Annotated in this window: 15 protein-coding genes; 10 read left to right on the top strand and 5 right to left on the bottom strand. The window is 44.7% G+C overall.

The window, feature by feature from the left end; all coding sequences use genetic code 11:
- The first annotated feature begins 239 nt into the window (after window positions 1–239).
- From U1P77_RS04360 to U1P77_RS04335, 6 genes are all read left to right on the top strand, one after another.
- Complete coding sequence (locus U1P77_RS04360) at window positions 240–1,925, top strand: nitrite/sulfite reductase (protein ID WP_321156160.1); 1,686 nt, start codon at window positions 240–242, stop codon at window positions 1,923–1,925.
- Window positions 1,918–2,514 carry a DUF934 domain-containing protein gene (locus U1P77_RS04355; protein ID WP_321156159.1) on the top strand — a complete coding sequence of 199 codons (597 nt, stop codon included), beginning with the start codon at window positions 1,918–1,920 and terminating at the stop codon, window positions 2,512–2,514. The genes U1P77_RS04360 and U1P77_RS04355 overlap by 8 nt, the downstream gene beginning before the upstream one ends.
- Window positions 2,515–2,593: 79 nt before the next feature.
- Window positions 2,594–3,232: a phosphoadenosine phosphosulfate reductase domain-containing protein gene (locus U1P77_RS04350; protein WP_321156158.1), complete on the top strand. Its 639-nt coding sequence runs from the start codon at window positions 2,594–2,596 to the stop codon at window positions 3,230–3,232.
- A gap of 258 nt (window positions 3,233–3,490) precedes the next feature.
- A complete protein-coding gene (gene cobA, locus U1P77_RS04345) occupies window positions 3,491–5,164 on the top strand; it encodes a uroporphyrinogen-III C-methyltransferase (RefSeq protein ID WP_321156157.1) in 1,674 nt (557 codons plus the stop codon).
- Between the two features lie 173 nt (window positions 5,165–5,337).
- Window positions 5,338–6,939: an exonuclease SbcCD subunit D C-terminal domain-containing protein gene (locus U1P77_RS04340; RefSeq protein WP_321156156.1), complete on the top strand. Its 1,602-nt coding sequence runs from the start codon at window positions 5,338–5,340 to the stop codon at window positions 6,937–6,939.
- Between the two features lie 130 nt (window positions 6,940–7,069).
- Window positions 7,070–11,047, top strand: a complete 3,978-nt coding sequence (locus U1P77_RS04335) for an SbcC/MukB-like Walker B domain-containing protein (RefSeq protein ID WP_321156155.1) — start codon at window positions 7,070–7,072, stop codon at window positions 11,045–11,047.
- Window positions 11,048–11,182: 135 nt separating this feature from the next.
- On the opposite strand, the gene U1P77_RS04330 is transcribed toward U1P77_RS04335, so the two are convergent.
- Entirely contained in the window at window positions 11,183–16,054 is a 4,872-nt protein-coding gene (locus tag U1P77_RS04330) for an NAD-glutamate dehydrogenase (RefSeq protein ID WP_321156154.1), read from the bottom strand.
- Window positions 16,055–16,120: 66 nt separating this feature from the next.
- Window positions 16,121–16,294, bottom strand: a complete 174-nt coding sequence (locus tag U1P77_RS04325) for a hypothetical protein (protein WP_321156153.1) — start codon at window positions 16,292–16,294, stop codon at window positions 16,121–16,123.
- Between the two features lie 285 nt (window positions 16,295–16,579).
- Between U1P77_RS04325 and purD the strand changes: the two genes are divergently transcribed.
- From purD to U1P77_RS04305, 4 genes are all read left to right on the top strand, one after another.
- A complete protein-coding gene (purD, locus tag U1P77_RS04320; RefSeq protein WP_321156615.1) occupies window positions 16,580–17,923 on the top strand; it encodes a phosphoribosylamine--glycine ligase in 1,344 nt (447 codons plus the stop codon).
- A 323-nt stretch (window positions 17,924–18,246) separates the two neighbouring features.
- The gene (locus U1P77_RS04315) at window positions 18,247–19,653 is read left to right on the top strand and encodes an ABC1 kinase family protein (protein WP_321156152.1); all 1,407 of its coding nucleotides are present in this window, start codon (window positions 18,247–18,249) and stop codon (window positions 19,651–19,653) included.
- A 368-nt stretch (window positions 19,654–20,021) separates the two neighbouring features.
- Window positions 20,022–20,213: a DNA gyrase inhibitor YacG gene (locus U1P77_RS04310; RefSeq protein WP_321156151.1), complete on the top strand. Its 192-nt coding sequence runs from the start codon at window positions 20,022–20,024 to the stop codon at window positions 20,211–20,213.
- Window positions 20,214–20,294: 81 nt separating this feature from the next.
- Window positions 20,295–21,476: an aspartate aminotransferase family protein gene (locus U1P77_RS04305; RefSeq protein WP_321156150.1), complete on the top strand. Its 1,182-nt coding sequence runs from the start codon at window positions 20,295–20,297 to the stop codon at window positions 21,474–21,476.
- Between the two features lie 456 nt (window positions 21,477–21,932).
- Here U1P77_RS04305 and U1P77_RS04300 read toward each other — a convergent pair whose 3' ends face one another.
- The 3 genes from U1P77_RS04300 to lysS form a co-directional block, all read right to left on the bottom strand.
- Window positions 21,933–22,832 (bottom strand): LysR family transcriptional regulator, encoded by a 900-nt coding sequence (locus U1P77_RS04300; protein ID WP_321156149.1) that lies wholly within the window; start codon window positions 22,830–22,832, stop codon window positions 21,933–21,935.
- A gap of 234 nt (window positions 22,833–23,066) precedes the next feature.
- A complete protein-coding gene (gene dnaX, locus U1P77_RS04295; protein WP_321156148.1) occupies window positions 23,067–25,058 on the bottom strand; it encodes a DNA polymerase III subunit gamma/tau in 1,992 nt (663 codons plus the stop codon).
- Between the two features lie 250 nt (window positions 25,059–25,308).
- On the bottom strand, window positions 25,309–26,844 hold the full coding sequence (lysS, locus tag U1P77_RS04290) for a lysine--tRNA ligase (RefSeq protein ID WP_321156147.1): 1,536 nt from the start codon (window positions 26,842–26,844) through the stop codon (window positions 25,309–25,311).
- Window positions 26,845–26,932: the final 88 nt, after the last annotated feature.

Below are 26,932 nucleotides of genomic sequence, written 5' to 3'. Positions count from 1 at the left end.
CTATAAGCATAGGCTACCTAACTTTCGTTATGAAAATTTATGCTGTGTTTGGATATGGATATGACTGAAATGAATTTATGATTCAAACTCCAACCTTATATCATGTATAGCCATATTGTTTTGAAACCGTTTTTTGAGACGCCACCCCACACGCAAACCATTTTCGCTGCTGCTTTTATATACCATTAGCGCAATTTTTTACACCGCCTTCAAGATTAAAACAAAACTGAGAGTACGCCATGTATCAATATAACTATGCTGACCAAGCTTTGGTTGAGGAACGGGTTGCGCAATTTCGCGACCAGACTCAGCGTTTTTTGGCGGGTGAACTGCCAGAAGAGCAGTTTTTACCGCTGCGCTTGCAGAACGGGCTCTATATTCAGCGTCATGCACCTATGCTGCGTATCGCCATTCCATACGGGCTACTTGCCAGCTATCAATTGCGAAAATTGGCTGAGATCACTCGCCTTTACGACAAAGGTTATGGGCATTTCACCACGCGTACCAATATCCAGCTGAACTGGCCGAACCTTGAAGATGTTCCTGATATCTTGGCGCATTTGGCCTCCGTGCAAATGCACGCCATTCAAACCTCAGGCAATTGTATTCGTAACACCACAACCGACCCTTACGCAGGCATTCATCAAGAAGAGATTGCTGACCCGCGTCCGTACTGCGAAATTATTCGTCAGTGGTCAACCTTTCACCCTGAGTTTGCTTTTTTGCCGCGCAAATTTAAGATTGCCGTTATCGGTACGGAAAATGACCGCGCCGCGACTCAAGTCCATGATGTCGGACTACATGTAAAAACTAATGATGAAGGCGAGATTGGTTTTGAAGTAATAGTCGGCGGTGGACTTGGACGTACGCCAGTCATTGGCAAAGTTATTCGTGAGTTTTTACCGCGCAAGCATCTGCTCAGCTATTTGGACGCCATTTTGCGAGTTTATAATCTGCATGGTCGCCGCGATAACAAGTTCAAAGCGCGTATCAAAATATTGGTTGAGAGCATGGGCGGTCGCGAGTTTGCAAAATTGGTCGATGCCGAATGGGAAGCACACATCAAAGACGGCGCGCTCACCCTAACGGATGATAATTTTGCCACCGCTAGCAGCTATTTTAGTGCCCCTGATTACATTAATATCGATGCGCTACAAGTGCAGTCTGAACTGCAACAGCTATTGACCAGCAATAAAGACTTTGCCAACTGGTATACCCAAAATACGGTCGCACATAAAGTGGCTGGCTACCGTGCGGTGGTTATTTCTCTAAAAGCAGGCTTGGTCGACGGCAGTTATGTGCCGTCAGGCGACGTGAATGACACACAAATGGATGCCCTAGCTGACTTATCTGACCGTTACAGTTTTGGTGAGCTGCGCAGTACCTATGAGCAAAATTTAGTGTTCGCTGATGTGCAAGTTAGTCATTTGTATGAGCTATGGCAGCAATTGGCCAAGCTGAATTTAGCCCGTGCCAATATCAATACCTTAACCGACATGATCGTCTGCCCTGGTTGGGACTATTGCTCCCTTGCTAATGCCACTACTTACAATATCGCGGAACAAATCGAAAAACAGTTCGACGACCTTGATTATTTATATGATTTGGGTGAGATTCGTCTCAATATGTCTGGTTGTATGAATGCCTGTGCCCACCATCACGTTGGTGACATCGGTATCTTAGGCGTCGATAAAAAAGGCGAACACTGGTATCAAATCAGCCTTGGTGGTAACTCTAGCGATAATGCCAAAATTGGAAAAATACTAGGTAGAGCCGTCCCTGCAGCTGACGTTGCCAGTACTTTGCAAGTAATCTTGGACGTATATCTTGAGCTACGCGCAAAGACTGAAGACGATGTTGAACGCTTTGGCGATGTGATTGACCGCGTTGGCATTGCCCCATTCAAGGAGAAGGTCTATGGGTAATCATCATGTGCTAAATAGCAACGGTATTGATATTAGTAGTAAAGACACTTGGCATGCGCTTACCACTGCTGAGCTGCCAGATGGTATTGCACTTACACATGTCACCTTGCTTGAGCTGCTACACAAACAAGAGAAGCTCGATGTACTGGTACCGCTGACTGATTTACTTAGCGCAACCGATACACTTGCTGGTGGACTATTGCAACAAGTGTATGAGCTGTTAATCCAGCATAGCAGTCGGCTAGGTTTATGGATTACCGCAAATACCGATACCGATGCGCTGCCAGGATTGACAGAGTTTTTATTGGCGCAAGCCTTGATTGTTATTCATGTGCCCGCTTTCACTGACGGTCGCGGTTTTAGCTTTGCACAAACCCTACGCCAACTTGGCTATAAGGGTGAGATTCGGATGGCAGGCGAATTTGGTCGTGACCAAATTGCTTACCTTTTACGTGCCGGCGCGGACAGTTTTGTATTGAACGAACGTGTCATGCAGTCTGATTTTGATATTGCCCAAGCTTTTAATGCCCTTGCCAGTGCTCATGCTGGACGCAGTTCCGCCAACTTACCTATGTTTGCTGGCGCTTGATCTTTATCATTTAAACTCATTCACCATTCAAGTTTTACCTTTCTCACTTTTTTAGTTAATTCCCGTTAAGGACAGTATTATGAGCCAATTGCACCCCAATTTAGATATTGACCAAGCCAATAGAGACCTACAAGGCAAGTCGCCAGAAGAAATCGTCGAATGGGCACTTACCCAAGCTAAAAACCCAATTATCACTACTAACTTCCGCCCTTATGAGTCGGCTATATTACATTTGGTCGCAAAGCAGCGCCCTGAAATCACCGTACTATGGGTAGATTCAGGCTACAACACGGACGCGACTTATCAGTTTGCCAACAAGCTTATTCGTGATCTAAACTTAAATGTCGTCACTTATATCCCTAAGCAAACGGCTGCCCACCGCGACGCGACTATGAACGGCATCCCAGGTATTGATAATCCACAACATGATGAGTTCACAGAACAAGTGAAACTTGAGCCTTTCCGCCGTGCGCTGAACGAACTAAAGCCTGACGTCTGGTTCAATGCTATTCGTAAAGATCAAACGGAATTCCGTCAAGGTCTTGATGTGCTAAGCCTATCAAAAGATGGCGTGTTAAAAGTTGCGCCATTATTCGAAAAAACCGATACCGATTTGGATGTTTATCTGACTGAAAACAAATTACCGAACGAGCTTGACTACTTTGACCCAACTAAAGTAGAAGAGAACCGCGAATGTGGTTTGCATACCCAGTTGTAGTAAGCCAACTATGTAATTGTATTTGAAGAAAACTAATCCGATAAAAAATCCCGCTTAGGCCTGCTTATGACAGTAAGCGGGATTTTTTATGCCCGTCATTATTTTATACTTCTATTCCTTTTCCCATCAAAAACTACCGTTAACATGTCAAAAATGAATATACTAATGCCAATACGCTAGGTGAGCATAAGTACGCAATGCCCCATAATGGTTTCATAAATTAACTGTAATTGACCGCAACTAACTAATGGTGACGCTATGAACACCTTTCCGCTATTTTTTAAATTAGAAGGCCGCAAAGTGCTTATCGTTGGCGGCGGCGATGTGGCACTGCGCAAGGCCGATTTGCTCAGCCGTGCTGGCGCGTGTATCACCGTTCTTGCACCCGTCATCTGTGCTGAGCTGCAAGCGCTGCTCGAAGATACCAAGCACACATTAGTATATGAAAATTATAATAAGACCTACATGATAGGCGCTCGCGTGATTATAGCCGCAACCGATGACGAAACGCTCAATCACCACGTCCATGCCGATGCCACTGAGTTGAATATTCCAGTCAATGTGGTCGATACCCCGCCCTTATGTGATTTTATCTTTCCTGCTATCGTGGATCGTAATCCAATTGTGATTGGTATCTCATCAAATGGTAAAGCGCCGGTGCTGGCACGTTTATTACGGGCGCGGTTAGAGACCTTAATACCACAAGGCTATGGCAAATTGGCTAAGCTGGCCGGTGATTTCCGTGCTGAGGTTAAAACAAAAATACCAACTCTTACTGGACGTCGGCAGTTTTGGGAGCGCGCCTTTGAAGGTCAAGTCAGTGAGCTGATGTTTGCTGGAAATGAAACCCAAGCAACGGCGCGATTACAAGCAGACTTGGACAGTACCGCTGCACAAATCGACAAAAATAGCCACGCTACACTTGCTTCCCTACCAACTACTGAGCAGGCTGCATCGTCTAGTACAGTTGATTCTGACACAGAGACCAAAACGGTACAGCCCATTGGTGAAGTTTACATCGTCGGCGCAGGACCGGGTGATCCAGAGCTATTAACCTTTAAAGCACTACGACTCATGCAACAAGCTGATATTGTATTTTATGATGCGCTGGTATCGCCGCAAGTGCTGGATTTGTGTCGCCGAGATGCTGATAAAGTATTCGTCGGTAAAAAACGCAGCAACCATGCCGTGGCGCAATTAGGTATCAATGAACTATTGGTCAATGAAGCCAAGCAAGGTCGACGTGTGGTGCGGCTAAAAGGTGGCGATCCGTTTATCTTTGGCCGTGGTGGTGAAGAGATCGAAAGCTTACGTGCACATGGTATTCCTTACCAAGTCGTTCCAGGAATTACTGCCGCTAATGCAGCAGCAAGCTATGCCGGAATCCCGCTAACCCACCGAGATCATTCGCAGTCGGTACGTTTTGTCACTGGGTTCTTAAAAGCTGGAGCACCAAACGATAATTTCAAAAATCTACTCGATACCGACGAAACAGTCGTTTTCTACATGGGGCTGCATTCGTTACCACGCTTGAGCGAAGGCTTGATTGAGGCGGGGCGCTGCGCTGATACTCCTATCGCTGTCATCTCCAATGCCAGTATGCCCAATCAGCAAGTATTAACGGGTACGCTAGCTACCATTGTCGCCCAGCAAGAAAAAGCGCAACTACCAACGCCTGCGTTACTGATTATGGGTGACGTGGTTAGCCTACATCATGATTTGGCTTGGTACCGTCTACATAATCAGCAGCACAATGAAAACGTGAGCGATACTACTAACAATTGGCTACGTGGGGGTACGGCTGCCACGCCCAAAGATTTAACATCTTCTAACTATCAGCCTACCAGTCAGCAAGCACATGCACTGTCTATGATAGCCAATATCGCTGAGCGGCAGGAAGATGATAGTTTAGAGCAGTTGGTGATTGATTAAGTTCGCCATACAAATAAAAAAAACCACACTAGCAGAAGGGTTAGTGTGGTTTTTTTATAACAGATTAAGTTATCAAAGCATAGTATTACTACCCAGACCCATTCAAACACAGTAAACCCCGTCAATTCTTGTTAGAATAAAAGCTTTCTATTTACCGTAAACATAGCCTGCTTATGTCCGTATCTACCGCTTCTCATATTAGACCTTTGAATATATTGCATACCTCCGACTGGCATTTAGGGCGCAGGCTGTATGGGCATATGCGCTATGCCGAGTTTGAAGCCTTTTTAAGCTGGCTCCATGACACGATTAGCACCCAGCAGGTTGATGTGTTAATCATCGCTGGTGATATATTTGATACCATGACCCCCAGCAATCGCGCGCAAAGTTTATATTATGATTTTTTGACTCGGATTGTAAAAACACACTGCCAGCATGTGGTCATTGTGGCGGGTAATCATGACTCGCCTACTTTTTTGGATGCGGCAAAAGGCTTGCTACAAGCGCTAAATGTACAGGTAGTCGGTACAGCGTGCGAAGACCCCAATGATGAGGTGCTACTATTATCATCTGATGATACAGAAAATAGCCTACCGCTATGTCTGATTGCTGCCGTTCCCTATTTACGCGATCGCGATGTGCGTAGCAGTCAAGCTGGCGAGTCTGGCCGTACTAAAGATGCCAATGTCATTGCTGGTATAGAGGCGCATTATCGGGCGGTGACAGATTGCGCGCTTGCTGAGCAGGCCTCCTTACTTACGACTTATGGACAACATGTACCCATCGTTGCAACGGGTCATTTATTTGCCGCTGGCGGGCGTACCACAGAAGATGATGGCGTGCGCGACCTGTATGTCGGCTCGCTAGGTTCGATATCAGCAAACCTCTTTGATTCTGCTATCGATTATGTGGCGCTGGGTCATTTACATGTCCCGCAAAAAGTGGGCGGCTATGAGCACATTCGTTATTGCGGCTCGCCAATCGCGATGGGCTTTGGGGAAGCAAGGCAACAAAAACAGGTGTTACTGATTCAGTTTGGTGACACTATTCGTAATCGTGGTATTAAGAGTCATGACAGCGATGACATCAAAAACATAAGCACTGAAAAATTTATTACCTCTAAAGTATCTACCCCCTTATCCAAGCTTCCTAAAACCTCTAAAGCGGCGGTACGTTCTGAATATACGACGCCAGATCTGTTTGCTGATCTAGAAGAAAACACTGATATTGTCAATGATGAGCAGACTGGTACTACTAACAGCACTACCAATATTATCAATACCCCCAATGTCATCAAAGACACCCCACAAGAAAACCAAACGCCTAAAATGGACGCTGGGCAGATGTTTTATGACCCTGATAAGGTTATGCAAGTACACACTTTGCCTGTGCCTTGCTTTCAAAAGCTAGCGCAGATTAGTGGTGATTGGTCGAGGATAAGCGCTGAATTGACGGCTCTTGTCCAGTTATCACAAAGTATCTGGCTTGAGGTCATTTATAACGGCGCGGAGATTATCACAGACTTGCGCGAGCGAATTAATGACCTGGTTGCGGACAGTGACATTGTGGTGTTAAAAATTAGTAACAAGCAAATTAAAGATAGGGTCATGATGCAAGCGCACAGCCAAGAAGCCCTACAAGATCTAAGCTGCGATGAGGTATTTGAGCGTTGCTTAAGCGCTCATGAGATTGTAGACACGCAAAAGCCTGCCCTACGCGATGCCTATCAGCACATCTTGCATATGATTGAACAAAATGATGCCAATGCTGAATAAGGGTGCCCCTGTACTTTTGCCAATATCTTTGTTTACCTTGGTTTTTTTATTACCCTCTCTCACCATTTAATCTTTAAACCCTAACACTGCAATAGAGTAACTGACTACCATGCGCATCTTAGAGCTACGCTTGAAAAATTTAAACTCGCTAAAAGGTGAATGGCATATTGATTTCACGACTCCTGCATACCTGAATGACGGCATATTTGCAATTACAGGGCAAACAGGGGCTGGCAAGACCACTATTTTAGACGCCATTTGTCTCGCACTCTATGCGCAAACGCCGCGTATTGGAATCATCAGTAAAAGTAGCAATGAAGTCATGACTCGGCAAACCGGCGATTGTTTTGCCGAGGTGGTAATTGAAATCGATGAGACGCGCTATCGCTGCCGCTGGGGACAGCGCCGCGCGCATGATAAGCCTGAAGGAAATTTGCAAGATGCGACTCATGAAATCGCTGATGCGGATACTGATAAAATATTAGATAGTGCGCTCAAGAAAACCAAGTTACGTATCCAAGCCATTACCGGTATGGATTTTGAGCAATTTACCCGCTCTATATTATTGGCTCAAGGTGGCTTTGCCGCATTTTTGAAGGCTAAGCCTGATGAGCGTGCTGATATTTTAGAAAAAATCACTGGCACCGATATTTATGCCACCATCTCTATGCGCACGTTTCAACAATTGCGCGACGAAAAAGCTGAATTGGGAAAGTTGCAAGCCAAACTTAGTGGTCTACAACTATTAACGCCTACTGAGATCAGTGATTATAACGCAGAGCTTACAACACAACGCCGCGATCAGCAGCAACATAAAACCCAATTAGAGGTTCTGACCCAGCATATTAATTGGCTTACTGATATCGAATCATTGAATAAGACCATAGCGGATCAACAAGCGCAACTGACTCATGCTAAGGATGCTAAAGCGCAGTTCGCCCCTGAGGCATCCCGATTACGAGCGGCAATGCGTGCCTTAGAGATTGAGGCAGACTATGGCAAACTATATGCTCAGCGCGTGTATTTAAAAGGTTTACAGCAACAAAAACACGCGGTTGAGACTGAGCTTCCGCAGCAGCAAGCCCAATTAACCGCGGCTGATAATCAGGTAGTCAGCGCCCAAAATGAGGAACAGCAAGCCAGTACGCAATGGGAGCGTGAACGTCCTATTATTGCTCAAGTGCGCACGCTTGATCAAAAGTTAAATGGTGTCCGCCAAGCTTTAACGGACAAGCAGCAGCAGCGCGCTGGCGTGTCTGAACGGCTATCCCAGCGCAATACAGAATTGATGGCCAAAGAAACCGCGCTGACTGAGCTACATAAACAACAAGCGCAGCAGCAAGACTACTTATCCGAGCATGAACAAGATGCGATCCTTGCTAATAACGACTATGGACTGGCCGGCTTTGGCCGTGATGCTGGCGAGCTCAAAAAACAGCTCACTAGTAACGCTCAGCGCCTGAGTGAAAATAAGACTGACCGTGCAAAGTTAACGGATTTTGATCAGGCACTTGCTACTCTAGCTACTCAGCTTAGCGATAATAAGATTGCCAGTAATCAAGCACAAGAGAGGATTGCTCAGTTTGAAGTTAAGCGACAAGCCTTGTTAGCAGGCAAATCACCCAACCAGCACCATCAACACCTTGCTCACTTAAGTAGCCAACGCCAGTTATTAGACACTATCAACAGCCATTATCAACAAGCATTATCTTTGACAGAGAATATAACAAAATCCACCACCAATATCGATCCATTAACCGCTACTAGCACCCAATATAGTCAAGAAAATGCCCAGTTAGAGACAGCTATTGCGAGCTTACAACAACAAAAACGCGCGCAGCAAGAACACTTAGAAACCCTGCAAGCGCTGGCTCAGCTACAAGATTACTTTTTAGCGCTACAAGATGGCAAGCCCTGTGCTCTATGTGGATCGACCAGCCATCCTTATCATGACAATCCGCCCGCTGAATTTGCCCAAGTACTCCAAGCAGCGAGCCTTGGTCAAGATATCTCTAAGCATGAACAAATGCAGCGCGTGATTCAGGCTATCACCACTCTTGAGCAAGATATTGATATGCAAAACGCAGCGTTACGCCGCACTCAAGAACAGCATATTCGTGCTCAAAGTGAGTTGCAGTCGTTACAACAACAGATCGAAAATCTATACGAGCAGCGGAATACTGCGCAGACTGAATCGCATAACGCTATTAATCAGCTCAGAATAGAGGTCGATAGCAGTAGTTTTAAAGATATTAATTATGCTGTTGATAATAAAGGCATCGATAAAGGTAACGATTTTAAGATCTTAAATCAGTCTTCTGTACTGGAGTCTGATGATACCAATCAGCTGTCTTATCCGTTGCTGACAGCCCTACTTGCTGATCTAAAAGAAGATCGAAACAGCCTGACACTTATAACGGCTGATATTCATAAACGTTTAGAAGATTGGGAAAAATTAGAAGGCGAGATGAATACTCAGCAGCTAGGCTTAAAGCAAATACAGGAACAACAGGTACAGCTTAAGCAAGAACAAATAAGCTCTCAAGCTGAGTGCTCTATTGTCCAGCAGCGCATAGACAGCCAGCAGCAAGCATTTACGGCTACTGTTAATGAGATAAACACCCTACAAACGCAGATGGCTACGTTGTTAGAACCTCTGAATCCGCTAGATTCACTATCACTTTCACTATCACTGGGATTGGTTTTACCCAATCAGTTACTAGACAGCGTAAAACAACAGCAAGGATTAGAACTAGAAGCGGTTGACGCCTGTATGTCTGAGCTCAAAGCATTATATTACGCGCTACAAGACAAACTTACCGCGTGGACGCAAGCACACGAAGGTTTAAACCTGGCGTCGCAGAAGAGTGATGTATTAAGTGCCGCGCGTGATTCGTTGGCGCATCAGGTAACAGAGTTAACAGAGCAGCTGACTGAGCTTGATAATAACATCAGCACTGAGCAGCAGCATAGAGATACGCTTACCGAAGATCGCAATCATTTATCCAAAGAGCCAGATATTGATGCTAGAGCGCAGCAGCTACAAGACGCTGTAAAACAGGCGAATGATATACTCGCTCAAACACGCCAGCAGGCTGATAATGCTCGCCATAAACTGCAATATACCCACAACTCCCTGGATAAGCTTGTCATAGATATTAAAAATATAGAGGCGCAGTTACAGTTACTCAATGATAAGTTTGTACAAATACTCAGTGAGCAAAACTTTACCGACGAGAGTAGCTTTACAGCAGCAAGGCTAGATAAATTTGAGCGAGATGCACTGCTACAGCGTGATAAATTATTAAATGATAACGTGTCACAACTGCAAACGCGTATTGATGACAACCAAGCGACTCTTCATCAAAAAACCATTAATCACAAAACCATGAACCATAAAAGCAGTCATGAATTTGAAGACCAAACTCTAGATATATTAAAGCGTCAACAGCAAGACAAGCAGCAAGCATACGATAACATCGGGCTACAAATAGGGGGCCTTCAACAGGTACTATCAGACCATAATGCCAATCAAAAAAGTCATACCGAGCAGCTACGTGCCATCGACGAGCAGCAGCAAAACAGTCAGATTTGGGAGCAGCTTAATCAGCTGATTGGTCAATCTGATGGTAAAAAGTACCGCACCTTCGCGCAAGGTCTGACCTTCCAAGTGATGATTAGCCATGCCAATCTACAGCTGCAAAAGATGAGCGACCGCTATCTCCTTATTCATGATGATAGCAACGCGCTGGAGCTCAATGTCATCGATAACTATCAAGGCGGTGATATCCGTAGCACCAAAAACTTATCCGGTGGCGAAGGTTTTATTATCAGTCTCGCCTTAGCGCTTGGGCTGTCACAGATGGCCAGCCACAATATTCGCGTGGACTCGCTGTTTTTGGACGAAGGCTTCGGTACGCTTGATGAAGAGTCGTTAGATATTGCCCTTGATACGCTCACTAGCCTACAGCAAGAGGGCAAGCTTATCGGTATCATCTCTCATGTTCAGGCATTGAAAGAGCGGATCATGACTCAAATTCAGGTGAAGAAAATATCTGGCGGTTTTAGTGAAATCACCGGTCAAGGCTGTCATAAAATTGCCAGCTGACTAGGGTTATGTTAGAGACCCGTACGGTTCTGTTTTTATCTTTCTTTCTACGATTGATTATCAGCCATTAAAAAACCCACCCTTAAACTATTAAGGATGGGTTTGTTGTTTTTATAAATACTTATAAACAAATATTTATTTGGTCACTACACCACTAATCTCACTCATCAGCACTGATAGCGTCGATAAGCTAATGTTACTGTCATCATTGTCATCTAACTTTTTCATCTCTGCTGTTACTGATCCAATCTGAGACTCATGACTTGACTTCCAATCATCAAAGGCTTGCTTGGCATTGGGCTGTGACAATACCTTCTCCATCAGCAAGCGTAAGCTGCGGGACAGCTCATTGATTAGCGCATGGCGAGCGCGGCGATCCCAATAGTCTTGCTGCGGTAAAGTAGCGATGTTATCCATCATCCAATCCAGCTGCAAGACTTGATAAGCCTCAAAGTATAAGGTTGCAATCTCATCAACAGGACGCTCATATTGTTCAGACAGTAGTGCTGCATCAAGGGCATCGACATGATAAGGCATCATGGCGAACAGCGATGCATTGCTATCCTTTAGTCCATCATTACTTAAGCGTACCTTATCCTCTTGTAAGTAATCTGCGAACTGCTGCTCGATAAACCCACCGGACTTGGTCAACTGCTCGACACTATCGCCAAAGCGGCTAATCATGTCGGCGACTTGCAAGTCTTGACCAAAGGCGTTGATAAACCAAACCACGCCATGTTCGAGCGCATCACGCAGACGCAGCTCAAGCTGTAGCAATAGCTTAGCATCGACTTTATTATCTAGTGTTTCAAGCAATCGCCACGCTATTGAGACATTAAAGACATCACGCGCAATAACATAAGCACGAATAATAGTCGCTAGCGACTGCCCTGTTTCTTCATAGAGACGGAATAGTGCCTCGATACCTAGGCGGTTGACTACGCTATTAGTCAGATAAGTACTGATGATTTCGCGGTGTAGACGGTGCTCAGTCATCTCATCAAAGAAGCGGGAGGCGAGCTCATCTGGGAAGTATTTGCGTAGCTCGTTGATAAAGTACGGCGCTTCAGGCAAGTCTGATAATAACAAGTTGTCATAGACCCACATTTTTCCATAAGCCATAACCACGGCTAACTCAGGATTGGTCAAGCCAGTTCCTGCTTTTTGGCGTTTGACAATCTCCTCATCTGATGGCAGATATTCAATCGCGCGGTCAAGGCGCTGCTCACTTTCTAACAGCTGAATGAAACGCTGATGATCGCTGACATTTGCTTCGGCACGAATTTGACTGAGCTCAATGGCTTGCGGTTGTAGATAGTTTTGACGCAATACTAATTCCGCGACGGTATCGGTCATGCTCTCAAGCAACTCGTTACGCTGTTTTAGTGTCATATCGCCTTGCTCGACCACTTTGCCGAGTAAAATTTTGATATTGACCTCATGGTCTGAGCAGTTAACGCCGCCTGAGTTATCAATGGCATCGGTATAGATACGCCCGCCCGCCTGGGAGTATCCAATACGCCCTTGCTGAGTGAAGCCTAAGTTACCGCCCTCGCCAACGACGGCGCAGCGCAGCTCATTACCATTGATACGTAACACATCATTGGCACGATCGCCGACATCGGCATGACTTTCATTGGTACTTTTCACGTAAGTGCCGATACCACCGTTCCAAATCAGGTCAACTGGTGCACGCAGTAAGGCGCTGATCAAGTCGTTGGGCGCAAGGCTGTCATCGCTAATATCAAAAAGCGCCTTCATCTCAACACTGATGGCGATGGTTTTATCTTGCCGTGAGAATATACCGCCACCTTGGCTAATCAAAGATTTTTCATAATCCTCCCACGTCGAGCGCGGCATCTCAAACAAGCGTGCCCGTTCTGCATACGAGGTGGCAGTATCAGGATTTGGATCGATAAAGATGTGTAGGTGATTAAAAGCAGCAACCAGCTTGATATGGGTTGAGAGCAGCATACCGTTGCCGAATACGTCACCACTCATATCACCGATACCGACAACGGTGAAGTCATCACGGTCTTGGATGTCCATGTCGCGCATACGGAAGTGGCGTTTTACTGATTCCCAACCGCCGCGTGCCGTGATACCCATTGCTTTGTGGTCATAACCGACCGAACCACCGGAGGCAAACGCATCATCGAGCCAAAAGTTGTATTCAGCGGCTAAGGCATTGGCAATATCAGAGAAGCTTGCCGTGCCTTTATCTGCCGCGACTACTAAGTAGGGGTCATCGTCATCATAACGCACGGTATCTGCTGGCGGGACAATGATGCCATCGACAATATTATCTGTGACATCGAGCATACCGCGCAGGAAGATCTGATAGCAGGCAATGCCTTCGGCTTGGAAAGCATCACGACCGTCGGCCATGGTTTTGGTCTTCACAATGAAGCCGCCTTTAGAGCCCACAGGGACAATCACCGCATTTTTGACCATTTGCGCTTTGACGAGACCGAGCACTTCAGTACGGAAGTCCTCCATGCGGTCTGACCAGCGTAGGCCGCCACGGGCGACTTTTCCGCCGCGTAGATGCACCGCTTCAACACGGGGTGAATACACAAATATCTCAAACATCGGCTTAGGTTTGGGTAAATTTGGAATATCTGCTGCTAAGAACTTAAACGACAGCCGGTCTTTACGCTGACCATCAGCTTCGGTTTGATAAAAGTTCGTCCGTACCATAGCGTTAATCAAGTCTAAGTACCAGCGCAAGATACGGTCTTCATCTAAGCTATCGACACCTGCCAGCGCTTTGGTAATCTGCGCTTGAATCTGCGTTGTTTTTTCCATACGGCCATCATTCCCGTATCTAGGATTCATACGCGCATCGAACAGATTGACCAAAGCCACACTGATAGCGCTGTTCTTCACCACTGTTTTTTGAATATAATCTTTAGAAAATGGCGCACGAGCTTGGCGCATATAGCGTGATAACGCACGCAGTACCACCACATTATAAGCATCAATATTGGAGGTTAAAACCAATTCATTAAAGGTATCGCTCTCAATGCGCCCTGCCCAGATTTGTTTGAGGCTGTCCTCAAACTGGCCGCGCACCACTTGCATATCAACCGTATCCACATGCTGCAAAGTCAACTCGTACTCTTGCATCCAAATAGACTGCTCAGGCAAATCAAATTCATACGTTTGTGCTGAGATGACCGAAACGCCAAAATTTTCTAGAATGGGCAATACTTTAGATAAAATAACCGGTTGCTGACGACCATACAGCTTCAGATGTAACTGGTTTCTGGCATCACCTGTTGACTGATACAGATGCCAAATCATCGACTGCTCATCCGTCAATTTTGCCAGACGTTTGGTATCCTCGACCCCAGTATGGGCATCAAAACGCTCTTGATAAGCGGCCGGAATGTAATGCAAAAACCGGCGCATTAAAGCATTGGCTTGTTGTTCACCCACATTGTCGAGCAGCATTTTTTGATAGTGATCGCTCCATGACTGCATGAGTGCTGACAGCTCAGCCTCAAGTACACTGTTCTCTATCTCATTGACGTGACCCGGTACGGTACGCACGTGCACATGGACGCGGGCATGATCTGATTCATTGAACTCAGTTGTGAAGCCAGATGACGTGCCACCATAAGCTTCTTTTAAGACGTTTTGTACTTTAATACGCAGTTCAGTATTGAACTTATCGCGCGGAATATAAACCAAGCACGACACAAAGCGCTGATAAGGGTCGATCCGGCTGAATAAACGCAGACTTTTTTTATCTTGTAGTTGGCTAATACCAGAGACAATAGGATATAGCTCCTCGACGCTGGCTTGAAACAAGTCATCACGTGGTAAGGTATTAATCACATACATCATTTTATGATAGGCATGACCATCACGTGGCAATTCTGCCATGGCCATTATCTTATAGGACTTTTCGCGTAGTAGTGGGACTTGTTGCACGCTTAGCTGATAAGCTTGTGACGTTAGCAGACCAATAAAGCGATATTCCCCCACTAGCTTGCCATTATCATCAAACTTATGAATACCCAAAAAATCCATATATACCGAACGATGGACAGGTGACACTCGGCTTGATTTAGATAGCATCAGTACGCGAGGCACGGTCAATAACTGCTTGAGTTCAGTAGGTAGTTTATCAAAACTGGTCGATAATCGGTCTTCTTCAGCACCGCGCAGCAAGCCAAGACCGCTGTTACCAATCGCAAATAAGTCTAGGTCAGCACCCATGTTGGCGCCACCTTTTTTGTTCTCATTCGTCTTATCGTTGTTAACGGCAATATGATTGCCCCCTTCTAGGCGGTATTCTCGATAGCCCAAAAAGATAAAGTGATCGTCTAATATCCAATCTATGAATGCTTGAATTTCTTGATGTGAATAAAACCCCTCAGGCAGCGGTTTTTGTAACAGCTCAGCTTTGATGTCCGTCAGCTGAGTATGCATCTGCTCCCAGTCACCGACCACCGTATCTAGCGTCTCAACTTTGTCTAATAACAACTGATGCAGGGCTGCAAGTTCATCATGATCTTGGTAAGCAATCTCACAATGAATCAATGACATATGAGAAGTCGCGCTTTCGGGTGCACTATCAATTTGGGTGATTGTACCGGTATCATCACGCTGTACATTGATAATAGTATTGTAAGTGCGATGTACATCGATACCCTGCGCCTCAAGGGTCATCAATAAAGTATCTACCAAAAATGGCCGATCATACGCCACCATTTGGATAATAGTATGCGAGCTATGAAAGTGTTGCTCTTCAGCAATAGGGTTTAAAACCGTCAGCTGCGGCTTTTTGCCATCATAGGCGGTTAGCAAGGTAAAATGATGCAGCACCATACCCGCAAGATCGGCATCACTGATGGCTCCTGCCGTCTCCTGATGTAGCGGTCGATAGTAACTGTGAATAAAATGATCCAGGAGCGATTTATCCTTTTGCACATAACTGGTGGCAATATCGCTTATTTGGCCAATACGCTCTGTTGTTATACTTAGGGAGTTTGGCATCGCGTTTGTTTTTCCTTTTTTATAAGTTTGATTCTTAGGGTTGTATTTAAGAGGTTTGTTTAAAAGTTACGTCTGTTTATCGACGTTATTCACTAATAACTTATTCTTCCGTGTGTTTTCTTTTCTTATGCTGGCAGGCGACTGGTTATAGTAGTGCTTATGATAGTGACAGCGCTCGTCCGATGAATTGTAACGCACCTGCTCGCCTAGCAATAGCACAATCATTTTATGGATCAGCATCAGGTCGATAACCTTTATTAATGAAACCATCTATCAATAACACCATCAGTTCTAGTTTTAGTACAATTAGTGGCTGATGGTTAAACAAGATTAACTTATTGGCTCATCTATAATGAGTAGTCTACGCTATTATTGAACCGTCTGAATGGTTACTACGGCAACCTTTGCGTGCTGGCAGGGATACTCATGGCAATCAATGCGACTTTTTTGCTAGAATACAGCATTATGCTTAACAGTAATTTACTAACTGGCTACTAACAATTAATGCTAAGGGCAAAACGTATGATGAATATTTTGGTGATTGGCTCAGGTGGTCGTGAACACGCATTAGCCTGGCAGTGTGCAAAAGATGACAAGGTACAGCACATTTACGTTGCCCCTGGCAATGCAGGTACTGCCCTTGAACCTAAGTGTCAAAACGTCATTTTAGAAGTTACTGCTGGTGCAGGCAATCTTAGTTTTGGAAAACCTAGTGCTGCAAAACACAGTGCGGTCATAGACTTTTGCCAAAATAACGCCATAGACATGGTCATCGTTGGCCCTGAAGCACCATTAGTCATCGGTATTGTAGATGCCTGCCGTGATGCTGGTATTCAAGCATGGGGGCCAACGGCTTATTGTGCGCAATTAGAAGGCTCTAAGACCTTTGCCAAAGAATTTATGGCGCAAAATAATATTCCCACTGCCGAATATCAAGGCTTTACTGACGTTGCCAGCGCTAAATCGTATGTTGATAAACAAGGCGCACCAATTGTCATTAAGGCTGACGGTCTTGCAGCTGGTAAAGGTGTCATCGTTGCCGAAACCATTGAACAAGCGCATGCAGCTATTGATGATATGCTAGCGGACAATAAATTTGGCGATGCGGGTAGCCGCGTGGTCATCGAGCAATTTTTAAGAGGTGAAGAGGCCAGCTTTATTTGTATGATTGATGGTGAGAACATTTTACCAATGGCCACTAGCCAAGATCATAAGCGTGCTTTTGAAGGAGATACCGGCCCGAATACCGGTGGCATGGGCGCATACTCCCCTGCTCCCGTGGTTACCAAAGACGTCCATGACAAAGTAATGGCACAAGTCATTCAGCCAGTCGTTGATGCCATGAAAGCTGCAGGTCATCCTTATACTGGGTTTTTGTATGCGGGGTTGATGATCAATGAAGCTGGTAATCCATTTGTGATTGAGTTCAATTGTCGCCTTGGTGATCCTGAAACGCAGCCAATTTTGATGCGCCTGCAGTCCTCAATGGTAGATTTGGTTGCTCAAGGGTTAACTGGTAAGTTACCCAATCAAGCCAATTGGGACGCACGCCCTGCATTAGGCATTGTGATGGCATCGAAAGGCTATCCAGAAACATCTTCTAAAGGCGATATCATTACTGGATTGCCAGAGCTTGCTGCTCAACGTGATAACACCGTAAAAGTTTTTCATGCTGGCACGGCGATTGATGAAAATGACGACCAAGCCGTTGTCACCAATGGCGGGCGTGTATTATGTATCACTGCGTTGGCAGACAATATATTGGAAGCGCAGCAAGCAGCACTCGCTGTATCTGGCGCGATTAGTTTTGATGGTGCTCATTATCGCCGTGATATCGGTCATCATGCTATCGCACGTGAAAATTATTAACAACTTAATAGAAGTGCATTTCCTGACATTTTGATACTTTTTGATAAAAAGTGAGATTTTCTAGAATTAATCCTCATTCGATCTAGTACCATACTAGGTCGAATTTTTTGATATTTTATTAATTGTCTGATGGCCTTATCTAGTCTCAATAGCAAAACTTGAGCTTACAAAGTAACTGTTATAAGCCCTCTAAGGCTCATCAACCGATATCATTTTGTATGGTACAATTTCTTATACTTACGTTGCATATTCTTTTTATTACTGGCTTGTATTGCTGGTCTGTAACCCGCAAATCAATACCACCCCGATGAATGATGATCTTTATGGCACATGATCCGTCTAAACCTTCTAATAATAAACAATCGATTGATAACCTAAAAACTTCAGGGTTCGAACGTCGATTGTCGATTGCTAAAACCTCCTTGAATATTGGTCGCCGCTGGGCGGGCAATAGTGTCTCTGGTATGTTTTTAGACAAAAAAGCACGCACGGTACGCAATCAAGCCTTTATGGAAGCACAGGCGAATTATGTTGCAGTAGAGCTTGGCAAGCTCAAAGGTTCGGTAGTCAAAATTGGTCAGATGTTAGCTATGTATGGTGAGCACGTCTTGCCGCCTGAAATTACTCGTGCGCTGCAAACACTCAATGATGATACTGCAACACTCACTTGGTCAAAAATAGAGCAAACGTTACAGCGTATCTTGGGTGACAAGCTAAGCGAACTTGACGTTGACCCTGTTCCTATTGGCACCGCTTCCCTCGCCCAAGTTCATCGTGCAACCGTGTTGGCTACTGGCGAACAAGTGGTGTTAAAAGTTCAATATCCAGGGGTGGCAGACGCTATTGATTCGGATTTGGCATTGTTCAAACGCTTGTTAAAAGTAAGTAATATCGTTCCGCAAACGCGCTCACTTGATACTTGGTTTGAGGAAATACGTGATCTACTCCATCATGAAGTGGATTATGAGGCAGAAGCCGCAACGACAGAACGTTTTTATGAACGTCTACTCGATGATCCGCGTTATGTGGTTCCCAAAATAAATCGTACTTATTCAACTAAGCGTTTATTGTGTATGTCTTATGAGCCAGGAGTTTCGGTTGTTTCCGAAGCGCTGCGCTTAGTGCCTCACGAGCGCCGCAACGCGATTGGTCAAGCTGCCATCGAAATTATGATGCGAGAGATTTTTGTGTGGGGCGAGATGCAAACTGATCCAAATTTTGGTAACTATTTAGTGCGTATCGGCAATAATGACCAAGATGATGATGCTGAGATCGACAAACTAGTTTTACTGGATTTTGGTGCTATTCGTCAATTTGATAACACTCTATTGACGATAGCGCGTGGCCTATTACGAGCAGGTTACTATCATGATCATCAGGCAATGGCGTTAGTTATGACAGGTTATGATTTTTTTGATAGTATGAGTGATAAGGTCCGTACTGATGTTGCCTCGCTGTTTTTACTGGCTACCGAACCTTTTAGTAATCCCGCAACTAATCCTGACATCCCTGTCAGCTGCTTGGATGAGCAACAACGTTATATTTGGGCAGGTAGTAAACTGCATTCACGACTTTCAGCGTCTGCTACTCGTGCGATACAATCATTCGAGTTTAACCTACCTCCTAAAGAGTTTATGTTTATCAGCCGTAAGTTTATTGGGGCCTATACGTTTTTAACGGTAATTGACGCTCATACAGATTCTAACAAGTTGGTGAAACTTTTTCTTTAGTATAATAGTAGGTAGATTTTTGGACCGCCTTTAGTGGCGGTTTTTTTAATTTATTTTTGTTTGCTTAGGCTATTATGGCTTCTAAGTCTCTGAAAGGTGACATGCTAGCTACTTATTTTTAAAATGCTTATGTTGAGTATCAACTGCCATTCGATGGTAATCGCTAAAAACTTTCCCATCCGCTTGCAAGTACAATAGAAAAACCTAAGAGGTACTTCCCTTATCTGCGCCATCCTTGCTAAAGTTACTAATTAAAGATATAGGCGCGCCCTTATATTTGTGTTTTGTCTATATTTGTCTTTTAATAATCGCGTGCTATTATAACCATTTTTATTCACTGATGAATCCGAGGATACTCTCATTTTCTTATGACCCAACCAACCCCCAATCCCCTACCCAAAACTTATCCTTGCCCACGCTGCGGTACGAAAACAGCTTGGCAAGATAATAAATCTAAGCCGTTTTGTAGTGAGCGCTGTAAGCTTATAGACCTAGGCGCTTGGGCAAACGAAGACTATACCCTACCTGCCGATTCTACGCCATTTTCTGATGAGCTATAACCGCTACTAAAATAGCAGTTCGCTGTTATAGCTATCATTATTGTATGACTTACTCCATTTTACTATCTTAAGGATGTCACTATGTCAGCTACTTATCTGATGCCTACTTATAATCGTCAACCGATTAGCTTTACCCGCGGTGCGGGCAGTTGGCTCTATACGCAGGATGACACGCCGTATTTAGATGCGCTGACCGGTATTGCAGTTTGCGGTTTGGGTCATTGCCATCCGCAAGTAACGCAAGCTATTCAGCAACAGGCAGCGACCTTGGTACATACCAGTAATTTATTTGGTATCGATTGGCAAGAGCGTGCCGGCGAAGCCTTATGTAGTGCGGCAGAAATGGACAGTGTATTTTTTGCTAATAGTGGCGCTGAAGCGAATGAAGCAGCCTTAAAAATGGCGCGATTATATGCCCATCAGCAAGGTTTTAAACGTCCTAAAGTCATTGTGATGGAACAGTCATTCCATGGTCGTACCTTATTATCATTATCAGCGACTGCCAACCCTAAGGCGCGTGAAGGCTTTTTTACCTTAGAGGACGACTTTATCCGTGTGCCTTTTGATGATATTGAAGCGATTCAAAAAGTAGCGAAAGAACACGATGACATCTGCGCGATATTTGTAGAGCCTATTCAAGGTGAAGGCGGTCTCAATACCGCTGCCAATGGATTTGCTTACTTAGAACAACTACAAGCTGAATGTGATGCTCATAACTGGCTGTTCATGCTGGATGAAGTACAGACGGGTAACGGACGTACGGGAAAATACTTTGCGTATCAACATAGCAATGCTCGTCCTGATGTATTGACCACAGCAAAGGGGCTTGGTAACGGTTTCCCAGTCGGTGCTTGTATGGTACGCGGACGAGCCAATGGCTTGTTTGGTGCCGGTAGTCATGGCTCTACTTATGGTGGTACGCCGCTGGCAAGCCGAGTAGTTCATAGTGTCTATGACGTATTAGCCAATAGTAACATCATGGAAAATGCCGTCACTGAGGGACAGTTTATCCGTGACAGCATGACTGATGCGCTAGGCCAATATGGCGTCAGCAGTCGCGGGGCTGGGATGATGATCGGTATTGTGCTACCTGAGACCATGGATTGTAGCCAGCTGGTTGACCGCGCCCGTGATGAGCAAAAACTGATTATCAACGTCACCGGCGGGCATGTCATTCGTTTGCTACCACCACTCAATATGAGCCGTGATGAAAGCGAACAAGTGGTTGAGCGTTTGCTAGAATTGTTAAAACCCCTATTCTAAATAGAAGTTTTCAAAACAACGGCTTTGACAGTATTCATGACAATTTAGTCAAAAAAAAGCCCCACAATAAAATTATTGAGGGGCTTTTTTGATGTTCTATATTTATTTTTTACTCTTCACTATTGATGTAATTCTTCATACAACCACTGAAATGAACTACCCACTACCTAAGAGGTAGGGGTTTCTTGGGTAATACCCATACTTATTTGCGATGTTCTGCAATAGCGGTTAGGCAAGTTTACCGAGCTATCCCCCTCGCACCGAGGGTTCACATTATTGCTGTTTTCAAGCAATTCGGTGACAGACTAACGATGATGTTATTAGATTGCTCTAAAGGTCTGAAATGCTGTTCCTTAAGTAGAATTTAGCAACTAAGCGAGATTTTGTCAAGACGCATTCAGCCCACTACCTTAGAGGTAGGGGACTTCTGCGCTAAAATATTAAAAGGTATGAGCTCTAGCTAGCATGAAAGTATTTTTTCAATACTTCTAGGCAACGAGTAATTTTTGCCGGTTGTTGCTCACGGTTTAAGGTGACGGCATATAGCACAAAGCTTGGTAGCTGAAAGCCAGTCAATACTTCGACCAATTCGCCACTCTCTAGCTCTTTTTTAACATCCATCTCCATCATTCTAACCAGACCATGGCCTTCTTTAGCCAAAGTGGTCGCCATAAAGACGTTATTGGTATGGATACGCGAGGTCATTTTTGCTCGTGTTTTTTTACTCGTTTCTGTCTGAGTCAAATCAACATGATTAGAGTCTTTCATGATATCGATACAAATTAGATGATGGTCGGCTAAATCTTTGGGGGTTTCGATCTTTTTGTGTTGACGTAAATACTGTGGTGAGGCGACCAGCATTTGACGCACATCAGTCAGTGGATGACTGCTTAAGGTTGAGTCATTGATATTTGGGCTCATACGAACGGCAATATCGATACGCTCATCAATCATATCGATATAATGATTGTCTGCCAAATAAGTGATACTCAGATCGTCATGTGCCGCCATCCAAGTGGATAAAGCCGGTAAAATATGATTAACCCCGAGCTCAGGCGTGGTAGCGATTCGTAAACTACCTGCTAATTCATCACGCAGCTGATTAACTTTAATTCTGCCTTGCTCAGCAGCGCTGACCACGTCTTTTGCAGCGTCATAAAAGCTCGCACCCGCTTCCGTTAGGCTCAGCTTACGAGTCGAGCGATGTAGTAATACCACACCCAGCTCATTTTCTAGTGCCCGAATTTGTTGGCTGACCGCGCTGGTTGTGATACCAAGCTCGCGAGCTGAACCACTGAAAGAGCCGTGTCCGACCACACTGGCGAACACGGCCATACCGCGTAAATTATCTATCATACTTTCACCTAAGCTATTTTACAGTTTTTAATATAACTTAACCATTATAGCTGATTTTGGTTAATTTTACAGTTTTTAAATACATCTCTCACGTCATAACTACCGTGCTTAACATAAAATAAAATCAATTATATCAAGGTTATAGATATTTTATAGACTATTCCGATAGCAAAAATCAACATTTATTTATGATTAAATTTAAAAAGGAGGATTATTGAAAGCCTTATTGACTGTTTAATATAACTGAACCTTGCCCATTTTTCCTTCGCGGCGATCAGTCAGGTATTGCATCACGGGTGAGTTAAATAACCTTGATTCTGCTACCGCTGTCGCTTGTACCAATCGCTGACGTTGACGACGCTCAGGGGTTTTGTCATCGGCTGTCATGACACTGCTATCAATTTGCAAACTAATCTCTGCTTGTGTGAATTGCTGTTGCAATTTTTCCGCGAGCTGTTGAAAAGTCGCTTGCAAGTGCTTACTATCCACACTAGTGATAAATACTGCTTTGCCATTACATACGCCCGTCATCATACCTTGGCGCGCTAAGGCCAGCTCATCTTGCGCTAGCATGTCGTCTTCACGAGCTGTTTGGAGCCAATAATCCCACTTTCCCGGTGTCCATTCGCCGGTCATTTGTTGTGGGGAACAACGCAACAAGATACGTGGGTCGTCAGTCTGTTGTATTAACTGAGAATCATTTCCGCTGGGTTCCGCAATGGGTTCCGCAATGGGTTCCGCAATGGGTTCCGCAATGGGTTCCGCAATGGGTTCTGACTCTACGGTATTATTATCAGCGGTTGGCTCATGAGTTCGATAAATGTCATTAGACTCCTCATCAACCGTAATATCGTTACTAATATCATCACTGATATCTAAATGTTCATTATTGTCTGTAGTGCTTGTCAATAAACTAGATTCTGCTTCACTTACCGCTGTTACATCATCTATTGGCGTAGCGTTATTTTCCTCTTGCTTAACAATCTCATGAGCAATCTCATGATCAGCGTTATTAGCAACCTCATAATCAACATTGTAAGGTTGGGACTCAGGCGCTGACGTTGCGACATGCCCGGTAGAAGTTGCAGAATCTGAAACCTCAGTAGCAGTGGTTACTAACATCTCATCAACAGGCAACGGACGAAACGCTAATAGGCGCAAAATACACATCTCAAGCGCTTGCATCGGCGTACTGGCAAGCTTGATACCTTCGCGCGCTTTTACGACAATCTCATAATACAACTGTAAGACATCAGGACTGATATGCTGCGCGAGCGTGTTTATAGTTTGCGCTTGTGCCTCATTTACATTAAGGGCAACTTTAGGCAGCAGCTGGGTTAGTGCCAATTGATGCAGTAGCTCAGCGAGTCCATCAAACATACTGGAAGCATCAACCATTTGCGCGCGCATCTGTTCGATATGAGCCGCAACTGCAGATTTGTCATGGTTATAGATATCAGTGATTAAGCGCACCAAGTCGGCCGCATCAATCAAACCAAGCATCGCATTAACCGTCACATCATCAAGAGCGCCTTGACCAAAGGCAATGGCCTGATCGGTCAATGACAAAGCATCACGTACTGAACCTTTAGCCGCACTTGCCAGCTGCCATAATGCTGGCTGAGTGTAGGCGACTTGTTCTTGGGTTAAGACGTTTGCCAAATGTTCACTGAGCAGAGTTTGCGGCAGAGGACGCAGCACAAACTGCAAGCAGCGCGAAATAATAGTAATCGGTAGTTTTTGCGGATCGGTAGTTGCCAGCAAGAACTTGACATGCTCAGGCGGTTCTTCTAGCGTTTTTAAAAGCGCATTAAAGCTGTGCGTCGACAGCATATGCACTTCATCAATGAGGTAAACCTTATAGCGTCCTTGGCTTGGCGCATAAGGAACATTATCGAGCAACTCACGCGTGTCCTCAACCTTGGTACGAGAAGCGGCATCAATTTCAATCAAATCGATAAAGCGACCTTGATCAATCGCCACGCAATTATCACATACGCCGCACGGGGTGCTGGTAACGCCCATATCACAGTTCAGACACTTGGATAAAATACGTGCAATAGTCGTCTTACCCACACCGCGCGTGCCAGTAAACAGATAAGCATGATGCAGACGATTATAATCAATCGCATTAATCAACGCTTGTGAGACATGTGTCTGCCCAATTAACTCATGGAAGTTTTTGGGGCGATATTTACGGGCTAAGACTTGATATTGCTGCGTCATATCTATCCATTTTGCCAAGTAGCTTAGATTGCTTATTTAGGAGTACTTATTTTAGAGTGCTTATTATAGCAAAAAGCCAGCGCATACGTCTGGCTTTGAGCAGGTTTAACAAAGGGTCATCAAGTGTGTGCAATTTAGTGCCGTAGTGCACTAAATATAAACCTAGTACAAGAAAGACCGACTAAGATTTTACATGTCGTACACTAAGCAAGTCTAACTCTGAAACAGGTTTGTATTTGCTTAACTATCCTTAATCTTTAGCAGGCTTACGGCGCATGTGCGGGAATAGAATCACATCGCGAATACTGGCCGAATCCGTAAATAACATCACTAAGCGATCAATACCGATACCCTCGCCTGCCGTTGGTGGCAAGCCATAAGATAAGGCTTCGATATAGTCTTCATCGAAGTGCATGGCTTCATCATCGCCCGCGTCTTTTTCGGCAACTTGGCCGCGGAAACGCTCCGCCTGATCAGCAGGATCATTTAACTCACTAAAGCCATTAGCCAATTCGCGACCACCGATGAATAGCTCAAAGCGATCGGTAATCTCAGGGTTGTCATCATTACGGCGAGCCAGCGGTGAGGTCTCAGCTGGGTATTCCGTAATAAAGGTGGGCTGACGCAATTGATGCTCAGCCGTTTCTTCAAAAACAATCGTTTTTAATTTACCAGCCCCAAAGACGTCTTTCACTTGCTGCTTAAGCGTATTCGATACATAGTCGGCTAAGTAATCGCGGTCATCAATATGCGCCATATCAAAACCTTCAGCATATTGCGCGATAGCATCAGACATTGATATGCGTGCGAATGGTGCTTTTAGACTGATGGTCTCGTCTTGATAAGTCAGCTCAGTACTGCCCAAAATATCAGTCGCTAGCTGGTTAAACAAGCGCTCGGTTAAATCCATCAAATCATGGTAATCCGCATACGCTTGATAAAACTCAATCATAGTGAATTCAGGGTTATGGCGGGTTGAGACTCCTTCGTTACGAAAGCTGCGGTTAATCTCAAATACCCGTTCAAAACCGCCAATCACTAGTCGTTTCAAATAAAGCTCAGGTGCAATACGTAAATATAGCGGCATATCTAGGGCATTATGATGGGTGACAAACGGACGCGCTACCGCACCACCAGGAATGGTATGCATCATGGGCGTTTCAACTTCCATAAAGCGCTCATTCAACATAAATTGACGAATACCACTCACCACTTGGCTACGAATAATAAAGGTATCGCGAGTCGATTCGTTAGTCATCAAATCTAGGTGGCGATTACGATAACGGGCTTCAACATCCGCTAAGCCATGAAACTTGTTTGGCATTGGACGTAATGATTTAGTCAGTAAATGCAATTCTTCGATATGCACATATAAATCGCCTTTTCCTGAGCGACCAATATAGCCAGATACGCCAACGATATCGCCTAAGTCTAGGGACTTAATGCTAGCAAGCATCTCTGGATCCAGCTCTTTGCGTGCGACGTATAGCTGAATACGACCGCTCATATCTTGAATAACAATAAATGACCCACGATTGAGCATGACACGACCAGCAATATTAACCTGAGTTTTTTCACCCTTAGCAGCGTTATCTTCAATTTCTTGCTTTGGAATACTCTCAAAGGCCGTTTGCAAGTCTTGAGCGTAATCGGTACGTTTGAACTGATTGGGGTAAGGCTGCTTACCAGAAGCACTAATATCATCTAATTTGGTTTGCAGCTGAGCAATAAGTTCGTTTGCGTCTTCTAAAGTTGGGGCTTTTTCTTCGTTGTTTTGCTTTGACATAACGCTCTCAAAATTGTTGGATAGTTTTTAAAAGTTAACTATAAAATAAAAAAGCAGTTTTAAAAACTGCTTAAATATAGTCTTAGTG

Source organism: Psychrobacter sp. LV10R520-6 (assembly GCF_900182925.1).
Taxonomy (GTDB): Bacteria; Pseudomonadota; Gammaproteobacteria; order Pseudomonadales; family Moraxellaceae; genus Psychrobacter.
This window is presented reverse-complemented; position numbering and strand designations above follow the sequence as displayed.